This window comes from Streptomyces sp. NPDC057854, from assembly GCF_042797055.1.
In the GTDB taxonomy this organism is placed as follows: Bacteria; Actinomycetota; Actinomycetes; order Streptomycetales; family Streptomycetaceae; genus Streptomyces.
Genome location: NZ_JBHVMF010000005.1, coordinates 231,746 through 253,915 on the forward strand (window position 1 = coordinate 231,746; position 22,170 = coordinate 253,915).

Below are 22,170 nucleotides of genomic sequence, written 5' to 3' on the forward strand. Positions count from 1 at the left end.
AGACCGACGGCACGTACGAGTCACGCGACACCAGGGGAGCGGCCGTCCCGCACCCGGCGCCCCCGCCGGTACCCCCCGCGCCGCCCGCGCACGCCCCCCGGATGCCGGCACAGCCCCCGGCGGCCGTCCCCGCCCCGCACGCGGGCGCTCCCGCCGCACGCGGCGCCGTCGCCGACTGGCTGGACGCGCCGCGGCCCGAGACCGCCCCCGGCATCTGGCGGTTCCGGCACGTCCCGCCCGCGCCGCCCCGGGAACGGAGCCGGCTCGCACCCGTCACCGTGGCCGGACTCGTCATCCCGATCGTGCTCGCCCTGATCCTGTGGTCCGTCTGGCGCCGGGGCGGAGTCCCCTACCTGTGGGTCCCGCTCCAGGTCCTCACCCCCGAGGAGTGGTGGTACCCCGGCACCACCACCGCCCGCGACTGGCACGGCCTCGAAGCGCACATCGTCTACAGCGGGGTCGTCTTCGGCGCGATCGTCTTCGCCGTCGCCCGGCTCGGCGCCTGGGGCACCGTCGTGCGTCACCTGCTGGAGCCGTACGGGCCGCGCGCCCGGGCCGCCCTCACCGCCGCCGCCGGGCTGCTCACCCTGACCTTCGTCTTCCCCGAGTGGTTCCCCTTCGTCGGCTGGGACCCGCTGCCCGTCGCCTCCCCCTTCTTCTCCCTCCTCGCGCTCCTCGGCGGCGGCTACGACATCGTCACCACCGTCCCCCTCTACCTGCTGTCCTTCCTCATCACCGTCGGCGTGCTGTGGCCCTTCGCCCGGGTCGGCGACTGGCGGGGCGTCCTCCGGGACCTGCGCGCGTCCCGCCGCCCCGCCGCCGCGGCCCCCGGCGCCCCCGCCCCCCGGTCCACCTGGCCCGAGCTGCGGGACGCCGGCCACGCGCGCACCGCGGACCTGCTCGCCGCGGAGCTGCTGGCCGGCCGGATGAACGACGTGGACGCCGCCCGGATCCAGCACCGCTGGGAACGGGACCGTACGGACGCCCGCCACCTCAGCGGCTTCGTCGACACCGTGTTCCGGCACGGCGCCGCCGCCTGGGCCCACCCCTCCGGCGACCGCGACCTGCCGCGCCGCCTGGCCACCCACGACCTGCTGCTCGGCCAGGTGCGCATCGGCCGGGCCGTGGCCGGCGAGCGGAACCCGGCGGCGTACCGCGGCGCCGGAGTCGCCCTCGACCCCGCCGTGCTCGGCACCTCGATGCTCGTCGTCGGACCGGCCGGCGGCGGACCCGCCGGCAGCCTCACCGCCGCCGCCGCCGAGGCCCTCACCCTCCAGGCCCTCACCGGCACCTGCGCCGTCGTCGCCGTCGGCGGCGCCTCCGCCGCCCACGGCCCCGACGCCGCCTACGACGTGGTGATCCGGCTGGGCGACCCCACCTCCCCGTACGACCTGGACCTCTACGGCGGACTCACCGGACCCGACGAGGCCGCCGCCCTGCTCGCCGAGGGCCTCGCCGGCGACGTCGAGTCGCTCGACCCGCGCCGGGCCGGCACGGTCCTCGCCCAGCTGCTCGGCCCCTACCGGACGGTCCACGGCACCTTCCCCACAGTCCCGGTGCTGAGGGAGCTGCTGGAGGCCGGCGCCGGACCGCTCACCGCGCTGCTCGACCGGCTGCCCGCCGACGCCACCGCCATGCGGCGCGAGCTGGAGGGCCGGATCCGGCAGGCCGGCGGAGCCGGCGACCCCGGGCCGCTGCTCGCCGACCGGCTCGCCCTCCTCGACCGCCCCGCCTTCGCCGGCTTCTTCGGCGCCGGCCAGGGCGCGGCACGTCCCTTCGCGCTGAACACCGTCGCCCACCATCCGCTCCGGGTCCGCCTGGAGCTGCCCGAGCAGGGGCACGAGGAGGCGTCCCGGCTGCTCGCGCGGCTCGTCCTCGCCCAGTTCCTGGCCGCCACCCGCTCCACGGGCCGCAGGACCCACTTCGCCGGGCTCGTCCTGGACGACGCCGGCGGCGCCCTCACCGGCGGGACCGTCCGTGCCCTGCAGCGGCTCCGCTCCCACGACGCCGGCGTCGTCCTCGGTCTGCGGACCCTCGGCGACGTGCCCGAGCAGCTGCACGGCCCGCTGCTCGCCGCCGTCGGCTGCCGGGCGGCGCTGTCCGGCGTCACCACCTGGGACGGCCGCGGCTTCGCGGAGGCGTGGGGCACGGAGTGGGTGGAGACCGAGGAGGTCGCCCACCACACCGTCTTCGCCGACCAGCCGATGACCAGGGCGCTGCACGCCCTGCGCAAGCGGGTCACCGGCAAGGCCGTCACCACCGACGCCGTGACGCTGAAGAAGGTCGAGCGCGAACGCTGGTCCGCCTCCGAACTCGCCCACTCCCTGCCGCCGGGCCACGCCGTCGTCTCCCTGACGACCGTGCGGGGCGAGCACATGCCGCCGGTCCTGGTCGATCTGCGCGCCTGACCCCGGCGCCGGAGACCACCGATCCGGAGAGTGCCCGCGCGGGCCCGCGCGGGCACTCCGCCGCCCTGGCACAATCAGGTGCGCCGCCCTCCCCAGCGGTGTCACCCCGCCGGGTGTGGAGTCGTCCGCGTCCGGTCGCGCTCAAAGGTCCGCCGGTTCCCGATGCCGCCCACCCTCGCCTCGCTCGTTCAGCACTCCTCCCTCCGGCTCGTCGTCCGGGCCGGCGAGGACCGGCTCGACACGCCCGTCCGGTGGGCGCACGTCAGTGAGCTGGCCGACCCCGTGCCGTACATGGAGGGCGGGGAGCTGCTGCTGACCACCGCCCTCACGCTGGACGCCGAGGACGGCGAGGCGATGCGGCGGTACGTGCGGCGGCTCCTCGGCGCCGGGGTGGTCGGGCTCGGGTTCGCCGTGGGCGTGAACTACGACGCCATCCCGGACGCCCTGCTCGACGCCGCCCGCGCCGAGCACCTGCCGCTCCTGGAGGTGCCGCGCCGCACCCCGTTCCTCGCCATCAGCAAGGCCGTGTCGGCGGCCATCGCGGCCGACCAGTACCGGGCCGTCACGGCCGGCTTCGAGGCGCAGCGCGAGCTCACCCGGGCCGCGCTCGCCGAGGGCCCGGACGCCGTCGTCGCCCGGCTCGCCGCGCACGTCGACGGCTGGGCCGCGCTCTACGACGCCGCCGGCAGCGTCGTCGCCGTCTCGCCCGAGTGGGCCGCCCGCCGCGCCGCCCGCCTCACCCCCGACGTGGAACGGCTGCGCGAGCGCCCCGCGCCCGCCAGCGCCGTCGTCGGCGGCACCGAGGACCGGATCGAGCTCCAGTCGCTCGGCACCGGCCGCCGGGTCCGCGGCGCGCTCGCCGTCGGCACCGGCGCGCCCCTCGGCACCGCCGAGCGGTACGCCGTCCACTCCGCGATCGCGCTGCTCACGCTCACCACCGAGCGCTCCCGCTCCCTCCAGGCCGCCGAGCACCGGCTCGGCGGCGCCGTGCTGCGCATGATGCTCGCCGGGCAGACCGAGCACGCCCGTACCGTCGCCGGCGACGTGTACGGCGGCCTCCTCGACGCCCCCTTCCGGCTGCTCGTCGCCGAGCCGGCCGGCGGCGAGCAGGCGACCGCCGAGCCTCCGCTGCCGGTCCTCGCCGAGGCCCTGGAGGCCGCCGCCGCCCGCGCCGGCGAGGCCGTGCTGACGGTGCCGGAGGGCGACGGCCGGCTCGTCGTGCTGGCGGGCGACGGCGGCGCGGTCGTCACCGCCGCCGCCGGGTACGCCGAGCGCGAGGCCGAGGACGCGGGGATCGTCGTCGGGCTCTCCGCCACCGCCGGTCCGGCGACCGCCGCCGCCGCGTACAAGCAGGCCGAGCAGTCCCTGTCGGTGGCCCGCCGGCGGGGCCGCGCGCTGGTCGAGCACGAGGACCTGGCGGCCGGCTCCGTGCTGCCGCTCCTCGCCGACGACGCCGTACGGGCCTTCGCCGACGGCATGCTCCGGTCGCTGCGGGACCACGACGCGACCGGCCGCGGCGACCTCGTCGCGTCGCTGCGCGCCTGGCTCTCGCGGCACGGGCAGTGGGACGCCGCCGCCGCCGACCTCGGGGTGCACCGGCACACCCTGCGGTACCGGATGCGCCGGGTCGAGGAGATCCTCGGGCGGTCGCTGGACGACCCGGACGTCCGGATGGAGCTGTGGCTGGCGCTGAAGGCGACCGGCGAGGGCGAGAAGTAGCTGTCCGGCGGCGCGCTCCCGGCCGCTCCTGCCCGGATACGGGCAGAATTCCTGGCCGGACGCGCGCCGACTGCCTAATCTCCTGCTCATGACAAGCCCTGCCGTCGATCCCGTCCCCGACTCACCCACCGCCCCCGCCGCCCCGGGAACCCCCGCCCCCGGAACCTCCGCCCCCGGACCCGCCGCCCCCGGAACCGTCCCCGCCCCGGCGAAGCCCGCGCGCCGCATAGGCGGGGCCGTCTGGGCGGCCCTCGCGATCGTGTACGTCGTCTGGGGCTCCACCTACCTCGGCATCCGGATCGTCGTCGAGACCGTCCCGCCCTTCCTCGCCTCGGGCGCCCGGTTCATCGTCGCCGGCCTGCTCCTCGCCGCGATCGTCGCCTGGCGGCACGGACCCGCCGCCCTCAAGGTGGACCGCCGCCGGCTCGGCTCCGCCGCCCTCGTCGGCCTCCTGCTGATCCTCGGCGGCAACGGCCTCGTCAACCTCGCCGAGACCGACGTGCCCTCCGGCCTCGCCGCCCTCCTCGTCGCCGCCGTCCCCGTCTGGGTCGTGCTGCTCCGCACCGCCGCAGGCGAGCGCCCCGGGCTCGGCGCGTACGGCGGCGTGCTCCTCGGCATGGCCGGCCTCGCCGTCCTCACCCTCCCCGGCCTCAGCGGCGAGGTCGGCATCGGCGGCGTGCTGACCGTCCTCGTGGCCGCCCTGCTCTGGTCGCTGGGCACGGTCTCCTCGGCCCGCCTCCCGATGCCCGCCAACCCGTTCACCGCGAGCGTGTACGAGATGCTGGCCGGCGGCGTCGCCGGCATCGTCGTCGGCCTGCTCCGCGGCGAGCACCGGGGCTTCGACCCGGCGGCGGTCTCCACGGGTTCCTGGGCCGCCCTCGGCTACCTGGTGGTCTTCGGCTCGCTGATCGCCTTCACCGCGTACGCCTGGCTCCTCCAGTCCGCCCCGGTCTCGCTCGTCGCCACCTACGCCTACGTCAACCCGGTCGTCGCCGTCCTGCTCGGCGCGCTGATCCTCGACGAGGTCCTGAACTGGCCGATCCTCCTCGGCGGCGGGATCGTCGTGGCGGCCGTCTGCCTGATCGTCTCGACCGAGCGGAGGGGGTGACGGCGAAGATCGCCGTGGCCCTACCCTGATCCCTCGTATCGATCGGTCGTGAGCACGGCGACAAGGGGTGGGGACCGGATGGCGACAGCGGCGAAGGCGGGCAGACCGGCCGGCGGCAAGCCCGGCGGCAGCGGCGGCAGCGGCGGTGGCGGCGCCGCGCCGAAGGCGAAGGGCTCGCGGCTCGCCCGGTACTCGGTCGTCGGCGGCGTCCTCCTCGCCGTCCTCGCCGGCTGCGGCGGCATCACCGCCGGCGTCCTGGCCGGCGAGGGCTACCTCCCCGGCGACGCGATGCGGCAGGTCTGGAGCACCTCGGCCGCCGGCGGCACCCCGGCCTCCGGCGGCGCCGTCTGGGCCGCCGGCGACACCCTCGTCCACAGCTCCGCCGACGGCGTCTCCGGCGTCGACGCCCGCACCGGCGACCGCCGCTGGCGGTACGAGCCCTCCGGCGGCGCCACGATCTGCTCCGCGAGCCGCACCGCCGACCAGGGCATCGCCCTCGTCGCCCAGGGCACCCCCGGCGGCGACGACAAGCGCGGCGGCTGCACCGCCGTCGTCGCCCTCGACCTCGCCACCGGCCGCGAACGGTGGCGCACCGCCCGCACCGCCGCCGACGGCGAGATCCGCGCCCAGCACGACCTGGTCGCCGCCGGCGGCGGCCTCGCCGTCGTGCGCGACGAGGACCCCGGCTGGCGGTACGCCTCCGTGCTCGACGGACCCGGCCTTCTCGACCCGGACCGCGCCCTGCGCGCCTTCGACGTGACCACCGGCGCGCCCCGGTGGACGGCGAAGATGCCGAAGGGCTGCGTGCCGTACGCGGTCGCCGCGGGCGCCCGCCGGATCTCCGCGCTCCTCGCCTGCGACGGCGGGAACGGCGAGGACACCCGGCTCGCTGTCCTCGACCCCGCCGACGGACGGGTGCGCGCCGAGTCGGTCCTCGACCGGCGCCGGCTCGTGGACCCGTTGACGTACACGCCGTCCTTCGTCTCCGCCGACCCGATCGTGGTCGCCGTCGACGGCCTCGACCACTCCGGGTACGCCACCCTGCTGGCCTTCGACGGCGAGGGACGCGCCCAGGGCGTCGTCGACTCGGGCGTCGCGAACGGGCGGATCACCTCCCCGGTCCAGGAGCCGGCCCGCACCCGCGTCGCGTACGGCCGGATCTACACCGTCGCCATGGAGTCCGACGGCGACGACGTGATCAGCGCCTTCGACCTGCGCAGCGGGCAGCGGCTCTGGCGCGCGGAGCTCGGCGACCTGGAGGACGTCATGGGGCTGCGGGTGGCCGGCGGCCGGGTCACCGCCCTGATCGACCTCTACGGGTCGACGGCCGAGGACGGCCTCGTCGTCCTCGACGCCGACGACGGCGAGGAGCGCGACGTACGCACCTTCCCCGACTCGGTGAGCAGCACGACCGGCGAGGTCAAGGACGTCCTCGGCCACCAGGACCGGCTGATCGTGGCCCGCTGGGGCGACGCGTACCTGCCGCCGCTCACCGCGTACGAGGAGCGCTGACGGCACCGGACCCCCGCCCCGTTCGGACGAAGCGGACAGACCGCGGCCGCCATCACTCCACGACGGACAAACGTCACGCGGCGGTCCCGGCCCTAACGTGTCAGGAGAGCAACCGCTCGCACCCCGACAACGGAAAGGGCCGGGACGCGCAATGACGACCACCCACGCCTTCTGGGTCGCCGGCCGCGAGGCCACCGGCGACACCACCTTCGACGTCACGAACTCGTACGACGGACGTCTGGTCGGCAAGGTCGCCGTGCCCACCGAGGCCCAGGTCGAAGAGGCCGTCGCCGCCGCCCACGCGGTCGTCGACGAGTTCGCCGCCACCCCGGCGCACGTCCGCGCCGCCGCCCTCGACCACGTGTCGAAGCGGCTCGCGGAGCGCACCGAGGAGATCGCCCAGATCATCTCCGCCGAGAACGGCAAGCCGATCAAGTGGGCCCGCGGCGAGGTCGGCCGCGCCGTCTCCGTCTTCCGTTTCGCCGCCGAGGAGGCCCGCCGCTGGAACGCCGGCGAGGCCCAGCGCCTGGACACCGAGGCCGGCGGCGTGGGCCGCCTCGCCGTGACCCGTCGCATCCCCAAGGGCGTCGTCCTCGGCATCGCGCCGTTCAACTTCCCGCTGAACCTCAGCGCCCACAAGGTCGCCCCGGCCATCGCCGTCGGCGCCCCGATCGTCCTCAAGCCGGCCCCGGCCACCCCGATCTCCTCCCTCGTCCTGGGCGAGATCCTGGCCGAGACCGACCTGCCGGCCGGCTCCTGGTCGATCCTCACCGTGCCGAACGACCGGATGCCCGCCCTCGTCCAGGACGAGCGCCTGCCGGTCATCTCCTTCACCGGCTCGGACAAGGTCGGCTACGCCATCCAGCAGTCCGTGCCGCACAAGCACTGCACCCTGGAGCTCGGCGGCAACGCCGCCGCCGTCGTCCTCGCCGACTGGTCCTCCGAGGCCGACCTGGACTGGGCCGCGACCCGCATCGCGACCTTCTCCAACTACCAGGGCGGCCAGTCCTGCATCTCCGTGCAGCGCGTGATCGCGGACGCCTCCGTCTACGACCGCCTGCTGCCGAAGATCGTCGCGGCCGTCGAGGCCCAGGTCACCGGCGACCCGGCGGACGACGCCACCGACGTCGGCCCGCTCGTCGACGAGGCCGCCGCCCGGCGCGTCGAGTCCTGGGTGGACGAGGCCGTCGCGGCCGGCGCCACGCTGCTGGCCGGCGGCAAGCGCGAGGGCGCCACCTACGCCCCGACCGTCCTCACCGACCTCCCCGCCGACGTCACCCTGGCCCGCTCCGAGGTCTTCGGCCCGGTCCTCACGGTCGCCAAGGTCGACGGCGAGGCCGAGGCGTTCGCCGCGGTCAACGACTCCGACTTCGGCCTCCAGGCCGGCGTCTTCACCCACGACCTGCAGACCGCCTTCCGCGCCCACCGCGCGCTGGAGGTCGGCGGCGTGATCGTCGGCGACGTCCCCTCGTACCGCGCCGACCAGATGCCGTACGGCGGCGCCAAGCGCTCCGGCGTCGGCCGCGAGGGCGTCGCGTACGCCATGGACGACTACACCTACGAGCGCGTGCTGGTCCTCACCGGCCTCGCCCTCTGACGGATCCGTCCCACGAGACCAGGCGGTCCGGGCCCACTGTGCGGGGGCCCGGGCCGCCTCTTCGCGTCCCCCTCCGGAAGGCGTTCCAGCAGGCGGACCGCACGGCGGCGGCGCGGCCCGCCACGGCAGGATGACGCGCGTGACCGTCATCGACATCCCCGGCTCCAAGTCCGTCACCGCCCGCGCGCTCTTCCTCGCCGCCGCCGCGGAGGGCACCACGACCCTGCTGCGCCCGCTGGTCTCCGACGACACCGAGGGCTTCGCCGAAGGGCTCGCCGCCCTCGGGTACGCCGTACGGCGCGAGCCCGGCGCCTGGCACATCGAGGGCCGCCCCGCCGGGCCCGGGTCCGCCGAGGCGGACGTCCACTGCCGCGACGGCGCCACCACCGCCCGCTTCCTGCCGGCCCTCGCCGCCGCCGGCCGCGGCACCTTCCGCTTCGACGCCTCCGCGCAGATGCGCCGCCGCCCGCTCGGCCCGCTCACCACCGCCCTGCGCGAGCTCGGTGTCGACCTGCGGCACGGCGGGCAGGACGGCCACCACCCGCTCACCGTCCACGCCGACGGCGTCCGGGGCGGCGCGCTCACCCTCGACGCCGGCCAGTCCTCCCAGTACCTGACCGCGCTGCTGCTGCTCGGCCCGCTCACCGCCGACGGCCTCGACATCACCGTCACCGACCTGGTCTCGGAGCCGTACGTCGAGATCACCCTGGCGATGATGCGGACCTTCGGCGCGGAGGTCACCCGGGAGGGCCGCACGTACAAGGTCGCCCCGACCGGCTACCGGGCCGTGCGCTACCCGGTCGAGCCCGACGCCTCCACGGCGAGCTACTTCTTCGCCGCCGCCGCGCTCCAGCCCGGCCGCTCGGTCACCGTCCCCGGCCTCGGCACCGGCACCCTCCAGGGCGACCTCGCCTTCGCCGGCGTGCTGCGCCGGATGGGCGCCGAGGTCGAGACCACCGCCGACGCGACCACCGTCCGCTCCACCGGCACCCTGCGCGGCCTCACCGTGAACATGCGCGACATCTCCGACACCATGCCCACGCTCGCCGCGATCGCGCCCTTCGCCGACGGCCCGGTCCGCATCGAGGACGTCGCCAACACCCGGGTCAAGGAATGCGACCGGCTCGACGCCTGCGCCGAGAACCTCCGCCGCCTCGGCGTCACCGTGGAGACCGGCCCCGACTGGATCGAGATCCACCCCGGCACCCCCGCCGGACCCGCCGAGATCGCCACCCACGGCGACCACCGGATCGTCATGTCGTTCGCCGTGACCGCCCTGCGCACCCCCGGCATCACCTTCGACGACCCCGGCTGCGTGAAGAAGACCTTCCCGGACTTCCACCGCGTGTTCGGCGCGTTCGCCCGGACCCCGTGAAGGACCCGAGGCGATTGCGGCAAGAATGGGGGGCATGAGCGACCGCCCCTCTCCTCTCGCCGATCCGCACATCGCCTTCGACCGCGCCGAAGGCCGCCGGGACGTCGTCGTCCTCGGCTCGACGGGATCCATCGGCACCCAGGCCATCGACCTGGTGCTGCGCCACCCCGACCGCTTCCGGGTCACCGCCCTCGCCGCCTCCGGCGGCCGGGCCGGGCTCCTCGCCGAGCAGGCCCACCGGCTCCGGGTCGCCCAGGTCGCGGTCGCCCGCGAGGAGGCCGTCGGCGAGCTGCGCACGGCACTGGAGGCGCGGTACGGCTCCGAGCCGCTGCCCGAGATCCTGGCCGGCCCCGACGCCGCCACCCAGCTCGCCGCCTCCCCGTGCCACACCGTGCTCAACGGCATCACCGGCTCCATCGGCCTCGCGCCGACCCTCGCCGCCCTGGAGGCCGGCCGCACCCTCGCCCTCGCCAACAAGGAGTCGCTGATCGTCGGCGGCCCGCTGGTCAAGGCGCTCGCGAAGCCCGGCCAGATCATCCCGGTCGACTCCGAGCACGCCGCCCTCTTCCAGGCGCTCGCCGCCGGCACCCGCGCCGACGTCCGCAAGCTGGTCGTCACCGCCTCCGGCGGCCCCTTCCGCGGCCGGACCCGCGCCGAGCTGGAGCACGTGACCCGCGAGGACGCGCTCGCCCACCCCACCTGGGCGATGGGCCCGGTCATCACGGTCAACAGCGCGACCCTCGTCAACAAGGGCCTGGAGGTCATCGAGGCCCACCTCCTCTACGACATCCCCTTCGACCGCATCGAGGTCGTCGTCCACCCCCAGTCGTACGTCCACTCGATGGTCGAGTTCAGCGACGGCTCGACGCTCGCCCAGGCCACCCCGCCGGACATGCGCGGCCCCATCGCCATCGGCATCGGCTGGCCCGAGCGGGTCCCCGACGCCGCCCCCGCCTTCGACTGGACCAAGGCGTCCACCTGGGAGTTCTTCCCGCTGGACGACGAGGCGTTCCCGTCGGTGAGCCTCGCCCGGCACGTCGGCGAACTCGGCGGCACCGCCCCCGCCGTCTTCAACGCCGCCAACGAGGAGTGCGTCGCCGCGTTCCTCGACGGCCGGCTCCCCTTCACCGGCATCATGGACACCGTCACGGCGGTCGTCACCGAACACGGACGGCCCACCGGGGGAACCTCCCTGACGGTGCCGGACGTCCTGGAAGCGGAGACCTGGGCCCGGGCCCGGGCCCGAGAGCTCGCAGCGAAGGCAACCGCGGAGGCGCGCGCATGACGGAAGTGCTCCTGACGATCCTCGGGGTCGTCCTGTTCGCGCTGGGGCTGCTCGTCTCCATCGCCTGGCACGAACTCGGCCACCTCTCCACGGCCAAGCTCTTCGGCATCCGCGTGCCGCAGTACATGGTCGGCTTCGGCCCCACCCTCTGGTCGAAGAAGCGCGGCGAGACCGAGTACGGCATCAAGGCCATCCCGGCCGGCGGCTACATCCGCATGATCGGCATGTTCCCGCCCGGCAAGGACGGCAGGATCGAGGCCCGCTCGACCTCGCCCTGGCGCTCCATGATCGAGGACGCCCGCGAGGCGTCGTACGAGGAGCTGCAGCCCGGCGACGAGACCCGGCTCTTCTACACGCGCAAGCCGTGGAAGCGCGTCATCGTCATGTTCGCCGGACCCTTCATGAACCTGGTCCTCGCCGTCGGCCTCTTCTACGGCTCCCTGATGACGCTCGGCATCGAGGGGCAGACCACGCGGGTCGCCGGCGTCCAGAAGTGCGTCATCGAGCAGAGCGACAACCGGGACTCCTGCGCCCCCGGCGACCCGGTCTCCCCGGCGCACAAGGCGGGCCTGCGGGAGGGCGACCGGATCGTCGCCTTCAACGGGGCCCCGGTCGCCGACTGGGACACCCTGTCGAACCACATCCGGGACACCATCGGCCCCGCCACGATCACCGTCGAGCGGGGCGGGCAGCGCCTCGACCTGCACCCCACCCTGGTCGCCAACGAGGTCCTGAAGAAGGACGAGGACGGCCAGGTCGTCCGCCCGCTCGCCTACGAGCAGGCCGGCTACCTCGGCTTCGCCTCCAAGACGGAGGTCGCGCCGCTCACCTTCGGCGAGACCACCGACCGCATGGGCGAGCTCATGGAGAACGGCCTGGAGTCGGTCGTCGCCCTCCCCGGCAAGATCCCCGGCCTGTGGGACGCCACCTTCGGCGACGGCGAGCGCGCCGAGGACTCGCCCGTCGGCGTCGTCGGCGCCGCCCGCATCACCGGCGAGCTCATGAACCTGGACCTCCCGCCGGAGCGCATCCTGGTCATGTTCATGAACCTGCTGGTGTACTTCAACGTCTCCCTGTTCCTGTTCAACATGCTCCCGCTGCTGCCGCTCGACGGCGGCCACATCGCGGGCGCCCTGTGGGAGTCCGTCCGCCGCCACACGGCCCGGATCTTCAAGCGCCCCGACCCCGGCCCGTTCGACGTGGCCAAGCTGATGCCCGCCGCCTACGTGGTGGCCGGCGTCTTCGTCTGCTTCACCCTGCTCGTCCTCGCCGCGGACATCGTCAACCCGGTGAAGCTCACGTAACTCCCTGGGGGGCCGGGCACCGCCGTGTCCGGCCCCCCGCCCCCGGGGCGGTAACCTCGGAAGCCCGAGCCCGCCGACGCACGACCTTTGAGGTTGCACTACAGATGACCGCGATTTCTCTCGGTATGCCCACCGTCCCGACCCGGCTCGCCGAGCGCCGCAAGAGCCGGCAGATCCAGGTCGGCAGCGTGGCCGTCGGCGGCGACGCACCCGTCTCGGTGCAGTCGATGACGACGACCCGCACGTCCGACATCGGCGCCACCCTCCAGCAGATCGCCGAGCTGACCGCCTCCGGCTGCCAGATCGTCCGGGTGGCCTGCCCGACCCAGGACGACGCCGACGCGCTCGCCACCATCGCCCGGAAGTCGTCGATCCCCGTGATCGCCGACATCCACTTCCAGCCCAAGTACGTCTTCGCCGCGATCGACGCCGGCTGCGCCGCGGTCCGGGTCAACCCGGGCAACATCAAGCAGTTCGACGACAAGGTGAAGGAGATCGCCCGGGCCGCGAAGGACGCGGGCACCCCGATCCGCATCGGCGTCAACGCCGGCTCCCTCGACGCCCGCCTGCTCAAGAAGTACGGCAAGGCCACCCCCGAGGCGCTCGTCGAGTCCGCCCTCTGGGAGGCGTCGCTCTTCGAGGAGCACGACTTCCGCGACATCAAGATCTCGGTCAAGCACAACGACCCGGTCGTCATGGTCGAGGCGTACCGCCAGCTCGCCGCCCAGTGCGACTACCCGCTGCACCTCGGCGTCACCGAGGCCGGCCCCGCCTTCCAGGGCACCATCAAGTCGGCCGTCGCCTTCGGCGCGCTCCTGTCCCAGGGCATCGGCGACACCATCCGCGTCTCCCTCTCCGCCCCGCCGGCCGAGGAGATCAAGGTCGGCATCCAGATCCTGGAGTCGCTGAACCTGCGCCAGCGCCGCCTGGAGATCGTCTCCTGCCCGTCCTGCGGGCGTGCCCAGGTCGACGTCTACAAGCTCGCCGAGGAGGTCACCGCCGGCCTCGACGGCATGACGGTCCCGCTCCGCGTCGCCGTCATGGGCTGCGTCGTCAACGGCCCCGGCGAGGCCCGCGAGGCCGACCTCGGCGTCGCCTCCGGCAACGGCAAGGGCCAGATCTTCGTCAAGGGCGAGGTCATCAAGACCGTCCCCGAGTCGAAGATCGTCGAGACCCTGATCGAGGAAGCCCTCAAGATCGCCGAGCAGATGGAGAAGGACGGCGTCATGAGCGGCGAGCCCACCGTCGCCGTCGCCGGCTGACCCCCTCGCACCTCCCCGAACCCCCCGCCGCCCACCCGGGCGCCGGGGGGTTCGGCGCGTGCAGGCCCCCGGCGAGCGAGCCGGGCGACGGGGGGCGGCGCGGAGGACCCCCGGCGAGCGGGCCGAGCACGGCCGGGGTCGTGAGCCCGGCATGAAGCGCCCCGGAGGCGAGCCGAGCCCCAAAAGAGAGGGGTACAGTGCCAGGACGAAGCAGAACCCGCACGGTGAGGCCCCACGTGTTGACACAGACCACCACCCGGGTCCTCGAACCCGCCGACCTCGGAGCCGCCCTCGCCGTCCTGGAGAGCGCTCCGGTCGAGAACGCCTTCGTGACCGCGCGCGTCCGCGCCGCCGGGCTCGACCCGTGGCGCCTGGGCGGCGAGATGTGGGGCTGGTACACCGAGGGCCGGCTCGCCTCGCTCTGCTACTCGGGCGCCAATCTGGTCCCGATCTGCGCCACCCCCGAGGCCGTCCGCGCCTTCGCCGACCGGGCCCGCCGGATCGGCCGCCGCTGCTCGTCGATCGTCGGCCCGGCCGGTCCCACCGCCGAGCTGTGGAGGCTCCTCGAACCGTCCTGGGGCCCGGCCCGCGACGTCCGCGCCCACCAGCCCCTCATGGTCGCCGAGGAGCCGTCCGCCGGCGTCGCCCCCGACCCGCTGGTCCGCCGCGTCCGCAAGGACGAGATGGACGTGATCATGCCGGCCTGCGTCGCCATGTTCACCGAGGAGGTCGGCGTCTCCCCGCTCGCCGGCGACGGCGGCCTGCTCTACCAGGCGCGGGTCGCCGAGCTCGTCGCCGCCGGCCGCTCCTTCGCCCGCATCGAGGACGGCAAGGTCCTCTTCAAGGCCGAGATCGGCGCCGCCACCAGCCAGGCGTGCCAGATCCAGGGCGTGTGGGTGGCCCCCGAGCACCGCGGGAAGGGCCTCTCGGAGACCGGCATGGCCGCCGTCCTCCAGTACGCCCTCGCCGACGTCGCCCCGGTCGTCAGCCTGTACGTCAACGACTACAACACCCCGGCCCGGGCCGCGTACCGCCGTGTCGGCTTCCGTGAGACCGGCGCCTTCATGAGCGTCCTGTTCTGAACCGCCGGGCGCTTGTAGGGTGCGCCGCATGGACGACGCCCCCACCGTGATCGGACCCGTCAACCTCGCCGCCCGGGTGGACGAGGCCCTGGCCGTGCAGGCGGTCGCCTTCGGCCTGGACGCCGCCGAGGTCGCGGTGCGGCGGCACATCGTGCTGCGCCACCTGATGAACCCGGGCGCCCGCGCCTTCGGCGCCACCACCCCGGACGGGCGGCTGGCCGGCTTCGTGTACGGGATGCCCAACGACCGCACCCACTGGTGGTCGACCGTGGTGGAGCCGTATCTGCGCGCCACCGGGACCGCCGACTGGCTCGACGGCTCCTTCGTCATCACCGAGCTGCACGTCCACCCCGCCTTCCAGGGCCGGGGGGTGGGTCGCGGGCTGATCACCGCCATCACGGACACCGCCGACGAGAAGCGCTCGATCCTGTCCGCGATCGACACGGACTCCCCGGCCCGCGGCCTCTACCGCTCGCTCGGCTACGTCGACCTCGCCCGCCAGGTCCACTTCCCGAGCGCCGCCCGCCCGTACGCGGTCATGGGCGCGCCGCTGCCGCTCCCGCGCCGGAACTGATTTCTCGCGGACGGGGCGGCCCGGATAACCTCCTAGCCATCACCTTCAGTCCCGGCAGGAGTACGAGAACCATGGCCAACGCACCGGTCCAGCGCATGTCCCAGTTGATGGCGAAGACGCTGCGCGACGACCCGGCGGACGCCGAGGTCCTGTCCCACAAGCTCCTCGTCCGCGCGGGCTACGTCCGCCGCACCGCCGCCGGCATCTGGAGCTGGCTGCCGCTGGGCAAGAAGGTCCTCTCCAACGTCGAGCGGATCGTCCGCGAGGAGATGGACGCCGTCGGCGCCCAGGAGGTCTCCCTCCCGGCGCTGCTGCCCCGCGAGCCGTACGAGGCCACCGGCCGCTGGGACGAGTACGGCGCCGAGCTGTTCCGGCTCCAGGACCGCAAGGGCGGCGACTACCTCCTCGGCCCCACCCACGAGGAGATCTTCACCCTCCTGGTGAAGGACCAGTGCTCGTCCTACAAGGACCTGCCGGTGATCCTGTACCAGATCCAGACGAAGTTCCGGGACGAGGCCCGTCCCCGCGCCGGCATCCTGCGGGGCCGCGAGTTCCTGATGAAGGACTCGTACTCCTTCGACACCGAGGACGAGGGCCTGGCCCACTCCTACGCGCTGCACCGCCAGGCGTACCAGCGGATCTTCGAGCGCCTCGGCCTCGACTACCGCATCTGCGCCGCCACCGCCGGCGCGATGGGCGGCTCCAAGTCCGAGGAGTTCCTGGCCCCGGCGGAGGCCGGCGAGGACACCTTCGCCGACTGCCCGAACTGCGACTTCGCCGCCAACACGGAGGCCGTGTACCAGGAGGTGAAGCCGGTCGACGGCTCCGCCGTCCCCGCGGCCGAGGACATCCCGACGCCCGACACCCCGACCATCGAGACGCTGGCCGCCTCCCTCGGTGTCCCCGCCTCCGCCACCCTGAAGAACCTGCTGGTGAAGGTGGACGGCGAGATCGTCGCGGTCGGCGTGCCCGGCGACCGCGAGGTCGACATGGACAAGGTCGAGGCGCACTTCGCGCCCGCCGCCGTCGAGCTGGTCACCGAGACCGACTTCGCGGCCCGCCCCGACCTGGTCCGCGGCTACGTCGGCCCGCAGGGCCTGGACAAGGTCACCTACATCGCCGACCCGCGCGTCGCCCCCGGCACCGCCTGGATCACCGGCGCCAACCAGGAGGGCCTGCACGCGAAGAACGTCGTCGCGGGCCGTGACTTCGAGGTGTCGGAGTACGTCGACGTGGTCGTCGTCCAGGACGGCGACCCGTGCCCGAAGTGCGGCACCGGCCTCACGCTGGACCGCGCGATCGAGATCGGCCACATCTTCCAGCTCGGCCGCAAGTACGCGGACGCGCTGAAGCTCGACGTCCTCGGCCAGAACGGCAAGCCGGTGCGCGTCACCATGGGCTCGTACGGCATCGGCGTCTCGCGCGCCGTCGCCGCGCTCGCCGAGCAGACCGCCGACGACAAGGGCCTGTGCTGGCCGGCCGAGGTCGCGCCCGCCGACGTCCACGTCGTCGCGGCCGGCAAGGCGCTCCAGACGGAGCTGGCCCTGGAGGTCTCCGACAAGCTGTCCGCCGCCGGCCTGCGGGTCCTCGTCGACGACCGCGCCGGCGTCTCGCCGGGCGTCAAGTTCACGGACGCGGAGCTGATCGGCGTCCCGAAGATCCTCGTCGCCGGCCGCCGCGCGGCCGAGGGCGTCCTGGAGCTGAAGGACCGCCGCACCGGCGAGCGCGAGGAGCTGACCGTCGAGCAGGCCGTCGCCGCCCTGACCTCCTGACGCTCCGCGGCCGGACGGGCCGGCGTCCTTCTCCGGAGGGGCGCCGGCCCGCGCGCGTCAGGCCGCCATGCCGCCGGGGGTCCGGCGGGGTGCCGGCTCCACCGAGGAGCCCGTCAGGTCCTCCACGGGCGGAAGCGGACCGGGGGGAGGGGGCTCGGGCGGCGCGGCGGGCGGGGGAGCGGCGGGCGCCTGCTCGGGCGTGGCCCGCTCCAGGAACCGCAGCAGCTCCACCGGGATCGGCAGGACCAGCGTCGAGTTCTTCTCGGCGGCGACCGCCATGACGGTCTGGAGGAGCCGCAGCTGGAGCGCGGACGGCGCCTCCGCCATCTGGTGCGCGGCCTCCGCCAGCTTCTTCGACGCCTGGAGCTCGGCGTCCGCGTTGATGAGCCGTGCCCGCCGCTCGCGGTCCGCCTCGGCCTGCCGGGCCATGGACCGCTTCATCGTCTCGGGCAGCGACACGTCCTTGATCTCGACCCGGTCGATCTGCACGCCCCAGCCGATCGCGGGGGAGTCGAGCATCAGCTCCAGGCCCTGGTTGAGCTTCTCGCGGTTGGACAGCAGGTCGTCGAGGTCGCTCTTGCCGATGATCGACCGCAGCGAGGTCTGCGCCATCTGCGAGACCGCGAACTTGTAGTCCTCGACGCGCACCAGCGCCTCGGCCGCGTCGACCACTTTGAAGTAGACGACGGCGTCGACCCGGACCGTCACGTTGTCCCGGGTGATGCCCTCCTGCGCGGGCACCGGCATCGTGACGATCTGCATGTTGACCTTGTGCAGCCGGTCGACGCCCGGGACGATCATCGTGAAGCCGGGCGCGCGCACGGCGCCCCGGAGCCGGCCGAAGCGGAAGACGACGCCGCGCTCGTACTGCTTGACCACGCGGGCCGCCGCGGCGACGTAGGCCACGGCGGCGGCACCCGCTCCCGCGGCCGCCAGAAGGATGTCCTCGATCATCACGGCCCCCTGAGAAAGGGATACACCTCAGGGTATGCCCGCTCACGGTCCCGCGGACCCTCCACCGGCGCCCGGACTCACCGGACGCCCGGACTCACCGCGCCGGGCCCCACCGCGTCCGGGCTCACAGCCAGCCGGCGAACTCCAGCAGCCACTCGGCCTCCTGCCGCCGCCCGCCGGCCAGCGCGCGGGTGCCGGACTCGACGGTCCGGAAGAGCGTCCAGCCGCGCAGCCGCTCCCGGTCGACGTCCAGCGAGTCGGCGAGCTTGTTGACGCGGCGCCGGGCAGCCGGGGCGCCGGCGGCGGAGGCGACCAGGTCCTCGACCCGCTCCCGTACCAGCCGCGCGAGGTCGTAGGCCCGCTCGCCGACCAGCGGGTCGGGCCCGACGGCCAGCCAGGGCGCGCGGTCGCCGGCGAGCACCTTGCCCTGCCGGAAGTCGCCGTGCAGCAGCAGTTCCTCGGCGGGCGCGGCGAGCAGTTCCTCGCGGGCGGCGAGCGCGGCGGCGGTCAGGTCGCCGGCGACGGGGTCGGCGCGGTGCCGCTCCATCGCCTCCGCCTGGCGGGCGGTGCGGGCGGCGACGGTGTCGAAGCCGTGCCCGGCGGGCGGGTCCACCCACAGCTTCCGCACGGTGCCGGCGGCCTCCAGCAGCGCCTTGGCCTCGGGCAGCGAGCGGAGGGACACCTCGGGGTGCAGCCGTTCGAGGACGAGGGCGCCCTCGGGGGCCTGTCCGAGGAGCTGGACGGCGCCCCAGCCGTTCCAGTGCGCGAGCGCGTCCCGCTCCTGCTCCGGACGGGTGTACGGCGGCGCGATCTTCAGCGCGGCGGGCGCGCCGGCGGCGTCGCGGACGAGCAGGACCAGGCTGCCGCGTCCGCCGGGGGCCACCACCCGCTCGACGGTCAGACCGGCCTCCCCGGGCACCCGCTCGGCGAGGGCGGGGAGCTTTCCGAGCCAGTCGGCGGCGGCGTCGCCGTACCGCTCGTGGAGCGCCGTCACCAGTCGCCGGGGTGCTTCGAAACCCATGCGTGCGTTGTTCCTTCTGCTGGGGCGGGGTGATCAGGGCTGGTGGGGGCCGGACTCTCACACCCGCTCGGCGAGCCCAGGAAAGGTTACGTCGCTGCCGCGCCACCGCACCGCGCGGACCGCCGCCTCCCGGAGCGCCGCCGCGGCCTCCCGGCGCAGCGCGCCGTCGGCGGCCCGCACCAGGTCGGAGTAGACCCCGGCGACCCGGTCCTCCAGCACGGCCGCGAGCCGGACCGCGCCCGCCGGGTCCGCCACCCGGAACGGCAGCTCGTACGCGGCCGCGGCGGCGGCCGGGGTGCCGCCGAGGTCGCGGACGGTGCGGCGCAGCGCGTCCCGGCGGGCCCGGTGCGCCTCGTACGCGGCGGTCGCCTCGGCCCGGCGGGCGTCGGCGACCCGGCCGCCGACGACGCCGTAGCCGTAGACGGCCGCGTGCTCGGCGGCGAGGGCGGCCTGGGCGGCCTGGAGGGCGCTCATGCGCGGGCCCCTTCGGTGAGGAGGTAGGCGTGGGCGGCGCCGGCGGCGGCGACGGAGGCGAGCAGCCGGGCGTACTCGGGCGGGGCCGCGACCAGCTCGGCGGTGTGCGCGTCGGACGCGGCCCGCGCGGCCCCGGCCAGCTCCCGCAGCGCGGCCTTCGGATCGGCGGGTACGGCCCTCCCGGCGGCGGGCGTCGCGGTGGCGGAGCCCGTACCGGCGCTCGGGGTCCCGGGGGACGGGGAGGCGGTCTCGCCGAGGGCCTTCACGTGGGCCGCCGCGGAGGTGCGGAGGGGCGCCACGCGCGCGTGGAGGGCGGGATGGGCGGCCAGGACCGCGTCGTAACGTTCCAGCAGGGTCCGCGAGGCGGTCACCGCGCGGCGGCGGAGCGCGGCCTCCGCGCGGGCCACCCGTTCGGCCTCGCGGGCCGCCGCCTCCTCCGCGGCGCTCGGCCGGGGCGGGCCCGCGCCGTCGGAGGTGCACCCCGTCAGGGCCGCCGCGGCGGCCGAGGCCCCCGCCGCGAGCACGGCGCGTCTGCCCGTCGTCGTCACGCTCTCTCCCTCAGCATTCCGGACCCCTCCCGGCCGCCCGTCGAAGATCACCGCAGGCGAGCGTACCCGCGGGGGCCCCGGCGGTGGACGGCAACACCCTCCGGGACCGGATACCCTTGATCCGACACGCAGCGACAAGCGACGCACCCACAACAGCACACGCGGCCGAGGAGTCACCCGGATGAGCACCACCCAGAGCGACAGGCTGCGCGGACTCATTGAGCCGCTCGTCCACGCGGAGAACCTGGATCTGGAGGAGATCGAGGTGTCCCGGGCCGGCCGCCGCGGACTGCTGAGGATCGTCGTCGACTCCGACGAGGGCGTCGAGCTGGACACCTGCGCGGAACTGAGCCGCGCGATCTCCGCCAAGCTGGACGAGACCGACGCCATGGGCGACGGCGAGTACGTCCTGGAGGTCAGCTCCCCGGGCGCCGACCGCCCGCTCTCCGAGCACCGCCACTACGTCCGGGCCACCGGCCGCCTGGTGAAGCTCCAGCTCGTCGAGGGCGGGGAGCTGGTCACCCGCATCCTGGCGGTGGACGAGGACGGCCTCGACACCGAGGTGCCGGGCGTGAAGGGCCGCAAGGCCACCGCCCGCCGCGTCGCGTTCGACGAGATCGCGAAGGCGCGTGTCGAGATCGAGTTCAACCGCAAGGACAAGAAGGAAGAGGAGGCGTAGCCGTGGACATCGACGTGAAGCTTCTGAAGGGCTTGGCGCAGGAGAAGGAGATCTCCTTCGAGATGCTGGTCGAGGCGATCGAGTCGGCCCTCCTCATCGCGTACCACCGCACCCCGTCCGCCCGCCGCCACGCGCGCGTGGAGCTGGACCGGCACACCGGGCACGTGACGGTCTGGGCCGAGGAGGACCCGGCGGACCTGGAGGAGGGGCAGGAGCCCAAGGAGTTCGACGACACCCCGTCGGACTTCGGCCGCATCGCGGCGAGCACCGCCCGCCAGGTCATCCAGCAGCGGCTGCGCGACGCCGAGAACGACGTCACCTTCGGCGAGTACGCCCGCCGCGAGGGCGACGTCGTCGCCGGTGTGGTGCAGCAGGGCAAGGACCCGAAGAACGTCCTCGTCAAGCTGGACGACAAGCTGGAGGCCATCCTTCCGGTGCAGGAGCAGGTGCCGGGCGAGGAGTACACGCACGGTCTGCGGCTGCGCACGTACGTCGTCCGGGTGGCCAAGGGCGTCCGCGGCCCGTCCGTCACCCTCTCGCGCACCCACCCCAATCTGGTGAAGAAGCTCTTCGCCCTGGAGGTGCCGGAGATCGCCGACGGCTCGGTGGAGATCGCGGCGATCGCCCGCGAGGCCGGCCACCGCACCAAGATCGCGGTCCGTTCCACCCGTTCGGGCCTGAACGCCAAGGGCGCCTGCATCGGCCCCATGGGCAGCCGGGTCCGGAACGTGATGGCGGAGCTGCTGGGCGAGAAGATCGACATCGTCGACTGGTCGGACGACCCGGCCGAGCTGGTGGCGAACGCGCTGTCGCCGGCCCGGGTCTCCAAGGTCGAGGTCGTCGACGCCGCCGCCCGGTCCGCCCGGGTGACCGTGCCCGACTACCAGCTCTCCCTCGCCATCGGCAAGGAGGGCCAGAACGCCCGGCTGGCCGCGCGGCTCACCGGCTGGCGGATCGACATCCGGCCGGACACGGAGACCGCGGCCGAGGAGGGCTGAGCGGCGACTCCGCAAGCCGGAGATCGTTTTTGGCCAACAGCTGTTCGATTTTTGCCCCAAAGGGGTGAGGTCGGTACGGGGAGGTAGACTTAATCGTGTCTGGCCGGACGCATGCCCGCGCGTGCCCTGAGCGAACCTGTGTGGGATGCCGGGAGCGAGCGGCCAAGAGCGATCTGCTGCGGATCGTGGTGATCAAGGACGAGTGCGTCCCCGATCGTCGCGGTACGCTGCCCGGCCGGGGTGCGTACGTGCACCCCGCCTCGCACTGTCTCGACCTCGCGGTCCGCCGCCGGGCGTTCCCCAGGGCCTTCAAGGTCCCGGGACCGCTCGACACGGCGGCCCTGCGGGAGCACATCGAGCAGGCCGCCCCGGCGGCACCGCAGTGAACAGGAAGTACGGCACGGAACCCCGTGCGGTCAGGTACCTCGCGAGTCGGAAGTAGGTCGAGATTGCGATGAGCACTCGATGAGTACGCGATGAGTACGCCCATGAAGTAGC

General features: G+C 74.6%; 19 protein-coding genes. 15 read left to right on the top strand and 4 right to left on the bottom strand.

Features of this window, described 5'->3' with window-relative positions; genetic code table 11:
• Nucleotides 1-101 precede the first annotated feature (101 nt).
• From ACFVQZ_RS10485 to ACFVQZ_RS10540, 12 genes are all read left to right on the top strand, one after another.
• Entirely contained in the window at nucleotides 102-2,408 is a 2,307-nt protein-coding gene (locus ACFVQZ_RS10485) for an ATP/GTP-binding protein (RefSeq protein ID WP_383621009.1), read from the top strand.
• Between the two features lie 162 nt (nucleotides 2,409-2,570).
• The gene (locus ACFVQZ_RS10490) at nucleotides 2,571-4,127 is read left to right on the top strand and encodes a PucR family transcriptional regulator (protein ID WP_383621010.1); all 1,557 of its coding nucleotides are present in this window, start codon (nucleotides 2,571-2,573) and stop codon (nucleotides 4,125-4,127) included.
• Nucleotides 4,128-4,215: 88 nt separating this feature from the next.
• Nucleotides 4,216-5,235 (top strand): EamA family transporter, encoded by a 1,020-nt coding sequence (locus ACFVQZ_RS10495; protein ID WP_383621012.1) that lies wholly within the window; start codon nucleotides 4,216-4,218, stop codon nucleotides 5,233-5,235.
• A 78-nt stretch (nucleotides 5,236-5,313) separates the two neighbouring features.
• The gene (locus tag ACFVQZ_RS10500) at nucleotides 5,314-6,747 is read left to right on the top strand and encodes a PQQ-binding-like beta-propeller repeat protein (RefSeq protein ID WP_383621014.1); all 1,434 of its coding nucleotides are present in this window, start codon (nucleotides 5,314-5,316) and stop codon (nucleotides 6,745-6,747) included.
• 151 nt (nucleotides 6,748-6,898) lie between these two features.
• Nucleotides 6,899-8,344: an aldehyde dehydrogenase family protein gene (locus ACFVQZ_RS10505; RefSeq protein WP_383621016.1), complete on the top strand. Its 1,446-nt coding sequence runs from the start codon at nucleotides 6,899-6,901 to the stop codon at nucleotides 8,342-8,344.
• A 139-nt stretch (nucleotides 8,345-8,483) separates the two neighbouring features.
• The gene (aroA, locus tag ACFVQZ_RS10510; RefSeq protein WP_383621018.1) at nucleotides 8,484-9,719 is read left to right on the top strand and encodes a 3-phosphoshikimate 1-carboxyvinyltransferase; all 1,236 of its coding nucleotides are present in this window, start codon (nucleotides 8,484-8,486) and stop codon (nucleotides 9,717-9,719) included.
• Between the two features lie 34 nt (nucleotides 9,720-9,753).
• Nucleotides 9,754-11,004 carry a 1-deoxy-D-xylulose-5-phosphate reductoisomerase gene (gene dxr, locus ACFVQZ_RS10515; protein WP_383621020.1) on the top strand — a complete coding sequence of 417 codons (1,251 nt, stop codon included), beginning with the start codon at nucleotides 9,754-9,756 and terminating at the stop codon, nucleotides 11,002-11,004.
• Complete coding sequence (locus tag ACFVQZ_RS10520; RefSeq protein WP_030496588.1) at nucleotides 11,001-12,308, top strand: site-2 protease family protein; 1,308 nt, start codon at nucleotides 11,001-11,003, stop codon at nucleotides 12,306-12,308. Before dxr ends, ACFVQZ_RS10520 begins: the two co-directional genes overlap by 4 nt.
• 104 nt (nucleotides 12,309-12,412) lie before the next feature.
• Entirely contained in the window at nucleotides 12,413-13,570 is a 1,158-nt protein-coding gene (gene ispG, locus ACFVQZ_RS10525) for a flavodoxin-dependent (E)-4-hydroxy-3-methylbut-2-enyl-diphosphate synthase (protein ID WP_036415891.1), read from the top strand.
• 236 nt (nucleotides 13,571-13,806) lie between these two features.
• Nucleotides 13,807-14,652, top strand: a complete 846-nt coding sequence (locus ACFVQZ_RS10530) for a GNAT family N-acetyltransferase (protein WP_383621022.1) — start codon at nucleotides 13,807-13,809, stop codon at nucleotides 14,650-14,652.
• A 28-nt stretch (nucleotides 14,653-14,680) separates the two neighbouring features.
• Nucleotides 14,681-15,226, top strand: coding sequence for a GNAT family N-acetyltransferase (locus ACFVQZ_RS10535; RefSeq protein ID WP_030496585.1), 546 nt, complete (start codon nucleotides 14,681-14,683; stop codon nucleotides 15,224-15,226).
• Nucleotides 15,227-15,297: 71 nt separating this feature from the next.
• Nucleotides 15,298-16,998, top strand: coding sequence for a proline--tRNA ligase (locus tag ACFVQZ_RS10540; RefSeq protein WP_030496584.1), 1,701 nt, complete (start codon nucleotides 15,298-15,300; stop codon nucleotides 16,996-16,998).
• A 57-nt stretch (nucleotides 16,999-17,055) separates the two neighbouring features.
• Here the strand turns inward: ACFVQZ_RS10540 and ACFVQZ_RS10545 are convergent, their stop codons facing one another.
• The 4 genes from ACFVQZ_RS10545 to ACFVQZ_RS10560 all read right to left on the bottom strand — a co-directional run bounded on the left by ACFVQZ_RS10545 (nucleotide 17,056) and on the right by ACFVQZ_RS10560 (nucleotide 19,995).
• Entirely contained in the window at nucleotides 17,056-17,952 is an 897-nt protein-coding gene (locus ACFVQZ_RS10545) for a slipin family protein (protein WP_383621024.1), read from the bottom strand.
• Between the two features lie 124 nt (nucleotides 17,953-18,076).
• Nucleotides 18,077-18,973 (bottom strand): aminoglycoside phosphotransferase family protein, encoded by an 897-nt coding sequence (locus ACFVQZ_RS10550; RefSeq protein WP_030496582.1) that lies wholly within the window; start codon nucleotides 18,971-18,973, stop codon nucleotides 18,077-18,079.
• 57 nt (nucleotides 18,974-19,030) lie between these two features.
• Nucleotides 19,031-19,447, bottom strand: coding sequence for a ferritin-like domain-containing protein (locus tag ACFVQZ_RS10555; protein ID WP_030496581.1), 417 nt, complete (start codon nucleotides 19,445-19,447; stop codon nucleotides 19,031-19,033).
• Complete coding sequence (locus ACFVQZ_RS10560; RefSeq protein ID WP_383621026.1) at nucleotides 19,444-19,995, bottom strand: hypothetical protein; 552 nt, start codon at nucleotides 19,993-19,995, stop codon at nucleotides 19,444-19,446. The genes ACFVQZ_RS10555 and ACFVQZ_RS10560 overlap by 4 nt, the downstream gene beginning before the upstream one ends.
• Before the next feature lie 181 nt (nucleotides 19,996-20,176).
• Between ACFVQZ_RS10560 and rimP the strand changes: the two genes are divergently transcribed.
• The 3 genes from rimP (at nucleotide 20,177) to ACFVQZ_RS10575 (ending at nucleotide 22,058) form a co-directional block, all read left to right on the top strand.
• On the top strand, nucleotides 20,177-20,674 hold the full coding sequence (gene rimP, locus ACFVQZ_RS10565; protein ID WP_030496579.1) for a ribosome maturation factor RimP: 498 nt from the start codon (nucleotides 20,177-20,179) through the stop codon (nucleotides 20,672-20,674).
• Between the two features lie 2 nt (nucleotides 20,675-20,676).
• Nucleotides 20,677-21,672 carry a transcription termination factor NusA gene (gene nusA, locus ACFVQZ_RS10570; RefSeq protein WP_030496578.1) on the top strand — a complete coding sequence of 332 codons (996 nt, stop codon included), beginning with the start codon at nucleotides 20,677-20,679 and terminating at the stop codon, nucleotides 21,670-21,672.
• 95 nt (nucleotides 21,673-21,767) lie between these two features.
• Nucleotides 21,768-22,058, top strand: coding sequence for a YlxR family protein (locus tag ACFVQZ_RS10575; protein ID WP_081959412.1), 291 nt, complete (start codon nucleotides 21,768-21,770; stop codon nucleotides 22,056-22,058).
• The last annotated feature ends 112 nt before the right edge of the window (nucleotides 22,059-22,170 follow it).